Genomic DNA, 13,802 nt, shown 5'->3' on the forward strand with positions numbered 1-13,802 from the left:
CTATGGATATAGCAAGTATTTCTTGCGCATTGTTTTATACTTCGATAAGCCCGGCTCCCATGATGCATAAATTTCAGCAGCTGATTTCCCTGCGATGATCTGTTCTTTAAATTCTGCATTACCCACAAGCTTATTAATATCACCCATCTGGTTACTCTGTGACCGATCAAAGAATTTTGGTTTATCAGGAAAGGCAGCGTACAATTCTTTCATCCATTGTACATTAATTCGTTTTGTTTTACGCAGTTGATTGATATCATACTTACGCAGATCAAGCCCAAAACATTCTTTGTTCATATGCAATGGTGTTTCTGCCATTCCCTTTATTCCAACAGGTGTAAAAGAGAATTCATATTTCCCTTTCAACAACGGACTACCCAATAATGTAAATGGAAAATAAGTACCACGACCATGATTGAGCGCCACACCTTCAAACAAACAAGTAGAAGGATATAGCATGATTGCCTGCTGCGTATTTAAGTTGGGCGATGGAGCAACAGGCAATGTATACTCCATATCGTGATTGTAATTCGCCACTTTTATGATCTTGAGTTTGCATTTCATTTTGTTGGGCAACCAACCTTCCCCATTGATCATTTGTGCAAATTCAGCAATGGTCATGCCATGCGCAATAGGTATAGGGAACATGCCAATGCCTGATTTATATTTCATGTCAAGAATTGGCCCATCAACCAAATATCCATTAGGATTTGGACGATCAAGTATCAACAACTCTTTGTTATTTTCAGCACATGCTTCCATGATATGGCTGAGTACATTAATGTATGTATAAAACCTGCAACCAACATCCTGTATGTCGAAGATCATCAGATCTACATTCGCCATATCCTCTTTTGATGGTTTACGTTTTGGACCGTATAAAGAAATAACAGGGACGCCTGTTGCAGGATCTTTTTCATCTTTCACTTTCACACCGGCACTCGCTTTGCCTCTGAACCCATGTTCGGGGCCAAATACTTTTACAATATTTACACCTAATGAAACAAGACTATCAACCAAATGACGTTGGCCGATGATAGTGGTAGGATTCGCCAACACCGCAATACGTTTTCCTTTTAAGTAAGGAAGATATTTTTCAGTTTGATCTGCACCCGTGATTAATTGTTTTTGTTGGACTGGCTTTGCTTTTTTACTGTTTACACTTTGCAATAAAACCAGGCAAATAAAACCGGCGATCAAAAAATAAAATGACTTTGTTCTCATGATCAATTTCATATTGCTAAACTATAGCATTTGTTCAAAGACACATTACCACTTAAAAAAGAAAACTCAGCTTTTTTTTGTAATTTAACACTAACCATAGCTAATGTTTAATGCTACGGAGATATGTGTTAATTTTTATGTAATGCATAAGTTATGAAGAATTGCCTCATAGTTATTTGCTTAATACTCATTTGTTCCTGTAAGAAGAACAGGACCGAACGCAAAATTTTCAATGAAAAAGAATCAGATTTCTTAAGCTACTCGCAAGGACAACAGATTAAATTGATTGATAGTAACAATACTGTCCACTCACTTAATCAAACACAATACTTACGGGATTTCGTTCCAATTCCCAGTATTTTTGGTAATAGCACTAAATTTTATGAAAAGTATGAGGTTACTTTTAATTCATCAATATCTCCTTCATTAATTGTTGTTGACATTCGATTGTATGGAAAATACGAACCATACTATCCCGGAACCATACTGATTAATGCCTGTAATTATGTTACTTATACCAGCGTAGATTCATTGAAACCAATTAATAGCTTGCTGGTAAATGGAAAAAATTATTCGAAAGTTTATCCTATAAAATGCAGTAAAAACGGAGTATTCAACAGTAATGATACGGCGATGATATTTTGGAATAAGGAATTTGGATTTATACAACTACTGTTTCCAACAGGAAAAGCTATTATTAGAACAGAATAGTTGTTTACTTTATATTAGGTTCACAGGGTTTACCTCTTCTGATTTTTTCATTACCGTCCTATTAATAAGGGCTAAAGCCAATTGGAAACAGCATTAGAAATTAACTCCGGTTTTAAACTCGGGGTTATGAAAGCTGCACCACCAAAAGCTTTAGCCCTGATTGCTTATTTTTCTAATTCTATTTACAGCTGCTCTGTATAGTTTTTAAAATTATCGAGTATTGCCTGCCAGCCCGCTTGTTGCATTTCAATTGAGTTTTCACTTTCAGCTTCAAAGCTCTCAACAACTTTTGTACCGTTACCCTCAGCAGTAAAATAAATGTTTACTTTTCGTCCATCGCCCATTGTGTAGGCAATATGTTCATTGGTTGTAACCACATCATAAACGCCGCCAAATTCAAAACCAAAACTTCCATCTTTCGCTTCCATGCGGGAAGAGAAATTACCTCCCACACGAAGATCGTTCTTCGCCCAGGGTGTATGCCAATCAGGTGAGGCAAAAGCCCACTTCGTGATATGCTCGGGGTTATTCCAGCTTTCCCATACTGTTGCAATTGGTGCGTTTACTGTTGTTTGTACAGTGATAACTGTTGCTGCTTGTGTTTCCATACAATTTGTTTTTATACTGATGATGATTGTTTAACAGTACAAACTTCCGAACTATTTTTTAAATTAACACTGGGCGAAAACGAAATAATAACGGGCTAAATGCGACATGTTTTCATCAGCTTGAAAAATGCAGCAATAACAGAAAACTGTATTTTTAGAAAAAGAATTTTATATGAAACAATACCTCCCTGTTTTATTCATCACTGCTCTTAGTTGCAATCAACCTGCAGAAAAACAAACGCTCTCCCAATTTCTTTCAAAAGGAAAATGGATAGACCTGAGCTACGATTTTTCCAGTGAAACGATCTACTGGCCAAATAACCCTGTTGGCTTTAAACTCGATACACAATTCAATGGCAAAACTGCCGGCGGATATTATTATTCTTCCAACGCATTCTTTTCGCCTGAACATGGCGGCACACACCTTGATGCACCAGTGCATTTTGCCGAAGGCAAATGGAGTGCAGACCAGATTCCATTGGAGCAACTGTTAGGAGAAGCAGTGGTAATTGATGTAACTGCAAAAACAATCAACAATGCCGACTACCAGATAACAGTGGAGGATGTTACTGCATGGGAAAAAGAAAACGGTTCGATACCCGATGGAGCAATAGTTTTATTCCGCACTGGCTGGGGAAAGTTTTATCCTGATGCCGCAAAATATTTAGGCACTGCTGAAAAGGGCGAAGCAGCCACAGCAAAACTGCATTTCCCTTCCATACATCCGGAGTTGGCTGCATGGCTCATCAAAAACAGGAAGATCAAAGCCGTTGGTGTTGATACAGCAAGCATTGATTACGGACAGTCGAAAGATTTCAGAACACATCAATTATTGTATGCAGAAAATATTCCCGGTTTTGAAAATGTTGCAAATTTAGATGCTCTTCCAATAAAAGGTGCTTACGTTTTTGCATTACCTATGAAGATAAAAGGTGGAAGTGGCGGACCCTTGCGCATGATCGCCTGGGTGGAGCAACCTTGATGTTTCTTTTTACGGATCAACGTAATGCAACAAATGAATACAACATTTTTAAAGATGTAGATGAAGTGTATCGATAATCCAAAAAACTCTAATCTCCCTTCTTTCTCTCAGAATTGGCAGGCACTTCAATCACTGTTTTAGCTTCCGGTTGTTGTTCTATAGATTTCTCAGACTCCACTTCTATTTCCTGTACCCACACTGCATATTTGTTCGGGTATATTTTTGAGCCTCTGTGTGCAGTATAAACATGTGTAAAGACAGCACCCAAATACAAGATCATAGCTGAATAGTAAACCCACAACAACAATACAATTGCCGACCCCGCTGTACCATAGGTTGTTGATAGTTGGCTTTGCCCCAAATAAAAACCGATCAGGAATTTACCTCCCATGAAAAGCAGGGCTGTTGTAATTGCACCTGCACGCACATGTTTCCATTCTATCCGTGCATCGGGCAACACTTTAAAGATCATTCCAAATAATAAAGAGGTAATCAAAAAGGTAACAATGAGATTAAACACATAAATCACCACCACTGTCATTTCAGGAAACAGCAAGGTTAACCTGTTACTAAGCAGATCCATCAATCCATTTATAACTAACGATACCAGCAAAATAAAACCAAGTGCTATCACAATTGAAAATGACAGCAACCTGTTGACAATTAAACGCAGGTAACTCTTTCCTTTGTACGGTTTCGCTTTTAATTTCCATATCTGGTTAATGGAATCCTGGATTTCAGTAAACACACTTGTGGCACCAATGATAAGTGTAACTAATCCCACCAATGTTGCAAACTTACTGTCGTGTGACAAAGCTGCATTGCGAATGATCTCTTGAATTTGTAAGGCGGCTTCTTTTCCTACAAATCCGGATATCTGGTTATACAATGTGCCTTCAATTGCATCACGGCCATAAAAAATATCACTTACAGAAATGATAATGATGAGCATTGCAGGCAGAGAGAAGATGGTGTAAAATGCAAGTGCTGCACTCAACTTCAAAACCTTATTATCAATAAAATCGAAGAATGATTGTTTAATGATCGACCACATGGTTGTAAATAAAAGTTTAATATTTTTCATTGCAGCAAAATTTTCAGCAACCACCTCAATCTTCTGTTCACCGCTGCCGGTTGATTGTGTGCTAAAGATAGCTGATCGTCCTGCAAACAGCAGTAATGCTTTAATCTGTCCAATTCAACTCCCCTTTCAGCCCCGTAAACAGGTTAAAAGTGGCAAATACTATACCTGATGACAAAAACGATTGCAGATGCTTGAAATAATTACCTTCGCCGCCTTAATCAAAAACGAAACGATGAAACTGGCAGATATCCTGCAACAAAGAAGCGAAAACAAATGCGAGTTATGTAAAGCGGAAACAGATCTTGCAGTGTATGAAGTTCCGCCACAAGATCAATCAAATACCGATAACAGCATTCTCATCTGCAGCAAATGTTTGGCACAGGTTGAAAAAAAGGAGGAACTTGACTGTAAGCATTGGAATTGTTTAACAGAGAGCATGTGGAGCGAGGTGCCGGGTGTTCAGGTTGTATCGTGGCGCATGCTTAACCGTTTACGCAATGAGAGCTGGGCGGCAGATAATTTAGATATGATGTATCTCGATGAAGATCGTTTGGCTTGGGCGAAGGCAACCGGTGATCATGAAAACGACGGCAGTGTTGATCTGCACAAAGATTGTAATGGCGCACAATTACTAACCGGCGATTCAGTTGTGTTGATCAAATCACTCGATGTAAAAGGCTCAACGCTTAATGCAAAGATGGGAACTGTGGTAAAGAATATCCGTTTGGTGCAAGAAAATACCGATCAAATTGAAGGAAAAATTGAAGGTCAAACTATTGTGATACTTACAAAATATGTACGCAAGCAGAATGCTTCTCAAAACGCATGAACAATCTCATAAAAACAAGGCACGGTAATACAGCCGTGCCTTGTTTATTAGAATCAACTTTCAAAATTATTATTCAACTTTTATAAGTTTCAGCAAAGAAACTTTATTGCCGCTTCTAATTTCAGCCATATAAATTCCAGCCCCTAATTTATCTCCAACCCGTATGATCTGTGAAGATGAATTTGTTGCTTCAACCATTCTTCCTGTCATATCAAACAATCTTACCGTAACATTTTCAGGTCTTGTACCCGGCTCAACACTCAAGGTGAAATAATTCTTTGATGGATTACTATACACAGAAACTGCAAGTGTACCCTCTCCTGTTCTGCCGCCATTTGCTCGTGATTTAACTGACATATCATGAGGCACCATGACCGTTGTTGTTGCCACACCCGTATTACCAGCCTGATCTGTGCATCTTATTGTGATCGTGTAAACTCTTCCTGTTCCTGCTCCTGAACGTTCCGCTCTTAATTTCACTGAATGATTATTTACAATTTCCCAATCAGGAGCTGTGTTTCCATCACCCGATCCATTCATTACTTCGTTACTTGTTACACTCAGTACACAGGTGACTGCTCCGGGACAATTGTCTGTACTATTGTAAGTAACCATAACATTTCTCATTTTATGATTTGCAGGCCACAGCACAGAAGGATCTACACTTACGTTGGTTATTACAGGAGCTTCAGTATCATTTACTGTTACCGTAAACGAACATGTGGCAAATCCACCTCCGTTAATAGCACTCACATTAACAGTTGTTGTGCCAACAGGAAATACATATGGTGATGTAATAACGGTACTGCCAACTCTATAAGTTACTACTGGTGCAGGCGAACCTGTAACAGATGCTGCAAATGAAACTAATGCTGAACATAAACCAGGATCGTTCGATACAGTAATATTAGCAGGACAAGTGAGCACCGGTGCAACGAATGGCGCATTTAAGAAAATCTGTGTTCTTATTTCACCTCCCGGTAATGCAGTTGTATGAATGTTTGAATACATTAAACCAGCCAACAGGTTTGTTTCCTGTGCAGCGGTAAAAACATCTGTCTTACTATATGTGCCGCTTGTAACACCTGTAGGAAAACCTGCATGACCAAGCGTAACACTTGCATTAAATCCAGGTGTTGCAGGTGCATGAAAGTGTGCGGCTACTGTGTTTGCAGAAAGTCCACCGAACTGAATGTTATAGAAGATGGTATTAGTAGCAGCGTTGTAAGCACCCATAATTGTTCCTGTGGCAGTTGAAGTGTTTGGCGGAAATTCATTTGCACCGCTATATGTTCTGGTGAATGTGTAAATTTCAGATGATGCAGCACCAAGTGTGATCTGTGCCCTTATTTCACCACCAGGCAATGCTGATGTGTGAATGTTTGAATACATTAAACCAGCTTTCAGATTTGTTTCCTGTGCATCGGTAAACACATCGATCTTGCTGTAATTGCCGGCCATGACTCCTGCCGGAAAACCGGCATGACCAAGCGTAACACCAGCGTTTACACCAGGCGCAGCGGGTGCATGAAAATGGGCAGCAGTTGTATTGGCCGATAAACCACTGAATACAATGTTGTAATAAATGGTGTTGGTCGCATCGTTATAAACGCCAACAATTGTTCCTGTTGCTGTGGATGCATTGGCAGGCACTTCATTTGCTCCCGAATAAGTGGCACTAAACGGAAACAAATCAGCTTTTGCTTTCAGGAAACTAAAACCTACAAATAAACACAGAAGGAAGGCGACCCTTAAGCAGGGACGTAAGTAGAATTTTTTCATACCGTAATTTTTTTTTAGAATGAATAGTTACGGTTGCTCATAAGAAGTTGAATAGTGAGAGATTAATGGACAAGCAGTAAGTAGTTCTTTAAAGTTACAACATTCAATGAGCTATCCTATTATTTCTGCGTAAAGTTTTAATGACATTAGTTTGATGTAAACACCTTCACAAAATCAACATACATGCTTCCAGTTGTTATTTGTGATGTGTTTAGGTTTGAGAAGAAATTACCTCCAACAGCAAGATTGAGTACTATTCGCTCTGTTTTACCAAATAAATTTGGAATGTAACCTCCCGTTTTGGTTTCTATCACCTTCCCATCGAGTAAAGAAGTTAAGCTGTTTTGCGACCAGATCATTTCATATACATGATAACAGGTTGTAAGATCTACACTGGATGTAATAAACCCAACCTGGTTCTTTACCAGATTTCGGTTAGCTGCCCGTCCGTAAAAATAATTGGTTTGATATTTAAATGGGTCCTGACCTCTTGCTTCAATAATATCTATTTCACCCTGCGTAGGCCAAGGGTCGCCATAACTCCAGAAGGCAGGCCACATACCATAGCCAGATGCAAGCTTTACACGGGCTACTATCCTTACTTTTGGTGTAGCGGTTGAAGCAGAAATGTTGGTTTTGCATTCAATACGTCCGGAAGTATAGTTGAATGTTTTGGGTGTTGCATCAAATGGATTTGTTGCTCCTGTTACCGTTTCTTTTCTTGCAGTAATCACAAGGTTACCGTTTTGTATTTCCATATTATCTGCCTTGTAATATTGCAGCTCGTTATTAAACGCTCCTCCTGTCCACACGTTCCATTTGCTGAGGTCGGTATCAAAATTATCTTCAAATTGTTTGGTATAACCCTCGGCTAATACAGCTGCTTCATTGAATGGATGATCGCAGATTCCTGTTGCATTTACATACACATTACGAAAAGCTACAGACCGGCTTTCAACTGTTGTTTGTGCAGAAGTTTTGTTGATTTGTTTTTTGCAGGCAGAAAAACCAACTATGATAATAACTGATGTAACAAGCAAATGATCGGCAAGAATCACCTTTTTCATATTCAGCATTTTTGGATGAGGAAAATATCGATACTGAATATACAATAAAAAAAAATGAATGGGAATAAACAGCGAACCAGACTTAATCTGGCTTTGTAATTTAGGACGAACGGAAATAACCGTTCAGCATATTATTGCGAAAACAAAATAAGCTGCAATTACAATAGCAATTGCAGCTTATTACACCGTTACCAGATGGATTTGTTATTGAGAATTTCAGGGCAATTTCACATACTTAAAAGAACCACTTAACGTAAGGTTGCATTGGTTAATGGGATCAATTGGCGATCCAACAGATTGTACTGTTGGATCATTGATAAGATTTTTTGCTTTTATTTCGTAGTGACCACTTATGAGCTTACGTTTTGAATCGTAACCCGTAATAACCAGCTCCCCTTCGAACACAACGCCGAATCTTGAATCGGTAATGCTCGACCAAATGTCGCCGCTTGATTGCCTGCTTGAATATACATAACGGGCATGTAACGACGTTGGTGCTGCCTGATTGAAACTGTAGGTTTTTACCAATCCTGTTGCAAGGTTAGAAGCATTAATGCTAAGTAATAATGCATCACCTGTGCTGTTATTTACAGATGGTGCCGCATCAAAAAAGAAGAACAGTTGATCAGCCTCAATCCCGGCTCTGAGTTTTAACTGATCTGTATTGATGTAAAGCGCCTGCTTTACAAAGTTGCTCTGATTTGGCAACAGTATTACACGTGATAAACTTGATTCGGTAACAGGATCAGTTATTTCTTCAACAGGTTTTCGGCAGGAAGAAACAGCAACTAAGCAGATTAATACAAGGAAAAGAATAATTCGGTTCATGACGATAAGGTTTACTAAAACAAGCCTTTAAAACAGTAGCTCATTTGTTGCAAACCTAAGAAACACTTTTTTGCCGCTTGCCACATAAACATGTGAATCCTTGAATCTCACTATAACAACAGGTATTGAAATAATGCTAAAAACTACAGCAATGCTTTAACAATTGTTTTCCACTCTTCCTGTAAGGATACAGCAGGTCTTATTTTATCGGCCCTATGATACCAGTAATCAGCATTGGCAATATCCCCTTCTTTGCGATGAAGATACGCATGCACCCAACATGCAGTCGGGTCGTGCATGTGATCGACCAATGAGTGAGCCTTATGCCAATCTCCTTTTGCATCGTACCACATTGATTGCAAATACACACTGCTATTTGGCGGCGGAGCTGATGTGGAAATACTTTGAACAAAGCTTTCGAATTGCATGGATGATTTTATTTTAAGAACACGAAACAATAAAAGAAATTGAAATTTATGCCTGCAAACTTGTGTGTAATTCATTCCATACTGATTCTGCCGAAGTTGAAAAAACAAGATCAGCTGGTGCATTGGTTAATTGCCAGCTGCCTTCGGCAATTTCCTCTTCCAGCTCTTTTACATCCCAGCCACAATACCCGATGTAAAGTCTTACATCAGCAACGGGCAATTGTCCATTGTTCAACAGCAGCACAGCTTTTTTAAAATCGCCACCCATGTATACATTGCCATTAACCTTTTGTCCCTCTGAAATAAGATCGGGTCTGCAATGCATAAAATAAAGCATATCGGTTTGAACCTGCCCTCCTGCATATAAGGGAACAGGATTAGAGTGTTTAAATTCTTCCAGCTCATTAAAGTTTCTTGGAAACAATTGATTGAACACGTAGCCGATCGTTCCTTTTTCGTTATGTTCAGTTATAATGATTGCTACTTTTTCAAACTCAGTGTCGTTAAGTAAATCGGTACTGATAATGATATTGCCTGCTTGTAAATTCATGATCATGTTTTAAGCAACAACAAGGTAAGCAAGAAATCAAACGAAAAGCAATGACGTGGAACAGTTAATCTTTATACAGTATTTCCGAAATACCTTGCGCAATAATGCCGGCATTTGTATGATCTGAATTTGTAAGAATGATAAACGCAGTTTTATCAGCAGGGAAACGATAATAGATACTGCGGAAGCCCGGCAATGATCCTCCATGGTTGACAAGCAAACGGTTTTTAAACGTTGTTACACGCCAGCCATACCCATAATAATCGATCTTGGGAACAACTACATCTGTTCTTACTGTATCTGTCCACATTTGTTGCCAGCTTTGCTTTGATAATACTTGAGCATCCTGCATCAGCATTTCCCATTTCAACATATCGGTAATGCTCGACATGAAAGCACCACTTGGGCGAAAAGCAACATAGTCGGTTGCATTATACAACGTATCCTTACCTGCCAGCACATAACCATCAGCTCTTTCAGGCACAATCATCTTGGTTGATGTTGGCTGTATGTTTAATCCCTGTTTTGAAAAAATATCTTCCTGCATAAATTGAGAAAACGTTTTACCACTCACCTGCCTGATGATATCAGCCAACATGAAATAACCAAGATTGCAATATTGCCATTTTGTTCCTGTTGCAAATACCAATGGCATTTTGTAGGCTGCCTTTATCAAAACAGTATCGTGTTGCAACAGCATTGGCTGAAAGGCCGGCGATTCTCTTACAAGGCCGGACGTATGATTCAAGAGATGACGGATAGTAATGTTACCCCATGTTGCAGGGGCGTCTTTAAAATATTTTGTAACGGTATCGGTCAGCTTTATTTTTCCTGATTGGATCATTGTCATAATACCAGCAGCCACCACCTGTTTACTCAGCGATCCTATTTTGTACACCGTGTTTTGCGAAGCAGGTATTTTATGTTCAACGTTTGCCAACCCATAACCTTTTGTCATCACTATTCTTCCATTTACAATAATACCGATACTCAGGCCCGTGATCTTTTGATCTTGAACTTGTTTGGAAACAAACTTGTCGATCTCATCAAGTTGTTGGGCATTTGTAACCAGCGAAACAACGAGAAGAATAAAGAAAATAATCGATCTCATGAAAAGTAAAATTTTAGTGAGCCGATGTTGGCAGCGGTACTAAAATTGAAGATACAGATATCCCGGGTAGAACAACCACCGATACATGTCAAAGCAGGCAGGCAAGCTACTGGCGGAAAGACGAAGCGTTAAAACATTGTAGAAAAAGCGGGAATGAAACCCACGCAAAAAGGCACAAGTATTAAAAATCAAGTAATCATTTAGTGGAGCTGGGCAAGTATTTAGTTTCGGAATAAGTGTAAAACAGTATATACAAAAATGAGCTTCCAGCAACTCTGGAAATTGATTTAATCTTGCATTGTAAAACCCGAAATAAATCCAAAATCCATTCAACTATGAAAAAATTTTTCTTTTCTATTGGTTTTTCCTTTTCATTACTCCTTCTCAATGCACAGGCCTCCAGTATTCCTTATACAGGTTTGTTGATTGCCAGTGGGACAGCAGGCCCGGCAGGCGATGATGTTGTTTTAGATGCCAATATCCCTTTTACGTTTAGTTTTTATGGAACAGGTTATACCACCGCCCGTATCAGCACTAACGGTTTCATTTGGTTATCTGATGCAGGTAGCGAGGGCTGTTGTAATGGTTTTTCAATTCCTGCTGATCCGGATATAACAAATGCCTTTATAGCACTTACGCAAACCGATTGGCTTCCGGATGCACCGGCCAATGGCACAATTTTTTATGCCGTAACAGGCACCGCACCCAACCGAGTATTTGTGGTACACTATGAAAATATAAAACATATTTCATCAGCCGACAGAATGACCGGAGAAATTCAACTGTATGAAACCACGAATGAGATCAGGTTTGTGATGAGTAGCCTCACAGGTATTGCAGGAGGCTATACTGCAACGATGGGTATTGCTGCTGGCGATGGAGTAAATGGTTATGCTGTTGGCACCCGGAACCAAAGTACCAGCTATTCAATTACAAACGAAGCCTGGTCTTTGGTTACACCGAGTTCTACCTTACCTGTTAAACTAACTGGTTATGACGCAAGAAAAGTTTCCGGCACATCTGTCGTAGCGTGGAGTACAGACTTTGAAGAGAACAATAGTCATTTTGCAATTGAGCGTAGCGCAACAGGTCGTAATTTCAAACAAATTGCAAAGATCAATTCAAAAGGTAATACTACAGCAGGTCACCAATACAGTTATACAGACGTTAACCCATTAAACGGAAAGAACTACTATCGTTTGGTGCAATATGATCTTGACGGTAAATCTGTTTACTACGGTATCAAGTTGGTGAATTTCGAATCAGCATCGCAAATAAAAATAATGCCCAACCCTATTGCTGACAACTTCAGCATATCTATTCAAAGCAAGCATGCTGCCGCAGTACGAGTAACAGTGTTTGATACACATGGCAGAAAAATAACAGAACAAACTGTCGATATCAGAACCGGCACAAACCTAATTCCTGTTGATTCAAAGCAATGGGCTACTGGTTTTTATACTATTAAAATTGACCAGGGTGGTGTTATAACAAACCATAGAATAATTAAGCAGGCGAACTAACAAAATGACTTTATCTATTATGTAACGAAACCATTATTTTAGCGGCTACATTAAGTCAGTATGGTAAAAACAGTTATACTTAAAAGCTACCGACCCTATTTCTATACATTTTTATTTGCAGCTTGTGCCACCACTCTTGGTTCTTATCTTGCTGTAACTGCCGGATTTTTTATTGAGTGGGAGCCGGCACAATCAAGACTACTAAAAAACATTCTTGTTGTGTTAATTATAGCTTCTTCGTTTGGTTATAGTTATTACCTGAAAAAGCAAAGAGAACGTTTACAAAGCATTGAAGATTTTGATGCCAAACTCAACTTTCACACAACTGTTTATCGCAAACGGATCTTATGGGGCTTCATCAATTGTCTATTCGCCTGTATACTTTATCCTGTTGTTGCATACACAACTTTTCTATATTTCGCAGTGTTTGACATTATCATGATCCTCACACAATTTCCAAACAGGATCATCTTTAGCAAAGAACTCAATGATGATGAGATCGAATTTATTTAATCAAAACCCCGTAGTAAAGGTTGGGGTATCTCAAAACGGGTGTGCAGTTTGGTGATTAACAAATAAGGTACAAAAAAGTATTGCTACTGAGGCAGAGATCAATCTGCGTCTTCTTCGCCTCTGAATGTATAAATCGCAACAGCTCCACCACTGCCATACATCATGTTTCCACCGAACGGGCCCTTAATGATCTTGATCATTGCAATATCTGCAGTGGAAAGCATATTGACAGTTGAAGGTTGAACAGGCATTTCATCAAGGAATACAGTTGCATACTGGTTACGAAAAACAGGAACAGCAACTCCTGAACGTGAAGTATAGATGTTTAATCCGGCCACACGCCCTTGCAACCAGTAAAGGATATTAGTAAAGCCTTGGGCTGCGATATCATCAGTAAAATCGAAGATGGTACCATAGGCAGTTTTAAACATTGGAGAACAATATTCTTCATTCAATTGCTCCTCCCTGCTGATCGGTCTTTTATTGCTGTACATCTGCGCCTCGGCAGCAAAACAAAGTGCTGACAGGAACAGCAAAAGGATATACTTTTTCATAGTTCTCG

14 protein-coding genes are annotated in these 13,802 nt (G+C 39.2%); 4 read left to right on the plus strand and 10 right to left on the minus strand.

What is annotated here, in order from left to right:
• A complete protein-coding gene (locus WG954_RS19235; RefSeq protein WP_340438511.1) occupies nucleotides 1-1,224 on the minus strand; it encodes an exo-beta-N-acetylmuramidase NamZ family protein in 1,224 nt (407 codons plus the stop codon).
• Between the two features lie 893 nt (nucleotides 1,225-2,117).
• The gene (locus WG954_RS19240) at nucleotides 2,118-2,543 is read right to left on the minus strand and encodes an SRPBCC family protein (RefSeq protein ID WP_340438513.1); all 426 of its coding nucleotides are present in this window, start codon (nucleotides 2,541-2,543) and stop codon (nucleotides 2,118-2,120) included.
• 172 nt (nucleotides 2,544-2,715) lie between these two features.
• Between WG954_RS19240 and WG954_RS19245 the strand changes: the two genes are divergently transcribed.
• Complete coding sequence (locus WG954_RS19245) at nucleotides 2,716-3,525, plus strand: cyclase family protein (protein WP_340438516.1); 810 nt, start codon at nucleotides 2,716-2,718, stop codon at nucleotides 3,523-3,525.
• Between the two features lie 88 nt (nucleotides 3,526-3,613).
• Here the strand turns inward: WG954_RS19245 and WG954_RS19250 are convergent, their stop codons facing one another.
• Nucleotides 3,614-4,609 carry a YihY/virulence factor BrkB family protein gene (locus WG954_RS19250; protein WP_340438517.1) on the minus strand — a complete coding sequence of 332 codons (996 nt, stop codon included), beginning with the start codon at nucleotides 4,607-4,609 and terminating at the stop codon, nucleotides 3,614-3,616.
• 232 nt (nucleotides 4,610-4,841) lie between these two features.
• Between WG954_RS19250 and WG954_RS19255 the strand changes: the two genes are divergently transcribed.
• Complete coding sequence (locus WG954_RS19255; protein WP_340438518.1) at nucleotides 4,842-5,438, plus strand: PhnA domain-containing protein; 597 nt, start codon at nucleotides 4,842-4,844, stop codon at nucleotides 5,436-5,438.
• Nucleotides 5,439-5,507: 69 nt separating this feature from the next.
• On the opposite strand, the gene WG954_RS19260 is transcribed toward WG954_RS19255, so the two are convergent.
• From WG954_RS19260 to WG954_RS19285, 6 genes are all read right to left on the minus strand, one after another.
• On the minus strand, nucleotides 5,508-7,220 hold the full coding sequence (locus WG954_RS19260) for a CHRD domain-containing protein (RefSeq protein WP_340438519.1): 1,713 nt from the start codon (nucleotides 7,218-7,220) through the stop codon (nucleotides 5,508-5,510).
• A gap of 146 nt (nucleotides 7,221-7,366) precedes the next feature.
• On the minus strand, nucleotides 7,367-8,287 hold the full coding sequence (locus WG954_RS19265; protein ID WP_340438521.1) for a glycoside hydrolase family 16 protein: 921 nt from the start codon (nucleotides 8,285-8,287) through the stop codon (nucleotides 7,367-7,369).
• Nucleotides 8,288-8,503: 216 nt separating this feature from the next.
• A complete protein-coding gene (locus WG954_RS19270) occupies nucleotides 8,504-9,115 on the minus strand; it encodes a hypothetical protein (protein WP_340438523.1) in 612 nt (203 codons plus the stop codon).
• A gap of 143 nt (nucleotides 9,116-9,258) precedes the next feature.
• Nucleotides 9,259-9,543 carry a hypothetical protein gene (locus WG954_RS19275; protein ID WP_340438525.1) on the minus strand — a complete coding sequence of 95 codons (285 nt, stop codon included), beginning with the start codon at nucleotides 9,541-9,543 and terminating at the stop codon, nucleotides 9,259-9,261.
• Nucleotides 9,544-9,589: 46 nt separating this feature from the next.
• The gene (locus tag WG954_RS19280; protein WP_340438527.1) at nucleotides 9,590-10,093 is read right to left on the minus strand and encodes a YqgE/AlgH family protein; all 504 of its coding nucleotides are present in this window, start codon (nucleotides 10,091-10,093) and stop codon (nucleotides 9,590-9,592) included.
• 64 nt (nucleotides 10,094-10,157) lie between these two features.
• Nucleotides 10,158-11,204: a serine hydrolase domain-containing protein gene (locus WG954_RS19285; RefSeq protein ID WP_340438529.1), complete on the minus strand. Its 1,047-nt coding sequence runs from the start codon at nucleotides 11,202-11,204 to the stop codon at nucleotides 10,158-10,160.
• A 335-nt stretch (nucleotides 11,205-11,539) separates the two neighbouring features.
• Here WG954_RS19285 and WG954_RS19290 point away from each other — a divergent pair, with 335 nt between their 5' ends.
• Nucleotides 11,540-12,727 (plus strand): NIDO-like domain-containing protein, encoded by a 1,188-nt coding sequence (locus tag WG954_RS19290; RefSeq protein ID WP_340438531.1) that lies wholly within the window; start codon nucleotides 11,540-11,542, stop codon nucleotides 12,725-12,727.
• Between the two features lie 60 nt (nucleotides 12,728-12,787).
• On the plus strand, nucleotides 12,788-13,240 hold the full coding sequence (locus WG954_RS19295) for a hypothetical protein (protein ID WP_340438533.1): 453 nt from the start codon (nucleotides 12,788-12,790) through the stop codon (nucleotides 13,238-13,240).
• A gap of 98 nt (nucleotides 13,241-13,338) precedes the next feature.
• Here the strand turns inward: WG954_RS19295 and WG954_RS19300 are convergent, their stop codons facing one another.
• Nucleotides 13,339-13,794, minus strand: a complete 456-nt coding sequence (locus tag WG954_RS19300) for a TonB-dependent receptor plug domain-containing protein (RefSeq protein ID WP_340438535.1) — start codon at nucleotides 13,792-13,794, stop codon at nucleotides 13,339-13,341.
• Nucleotides 13,795-13,802 lie beyond the last annotated feature (8 nt).

It is taken from the genome of Lacibacter sp. H375 (genome assembly GCF_037892425.1).
Lineage (GTDB): Bacteria > Bacteroidota > Bacteroidia > Chitinophagales > Chitinophagaceae > Lacibacter.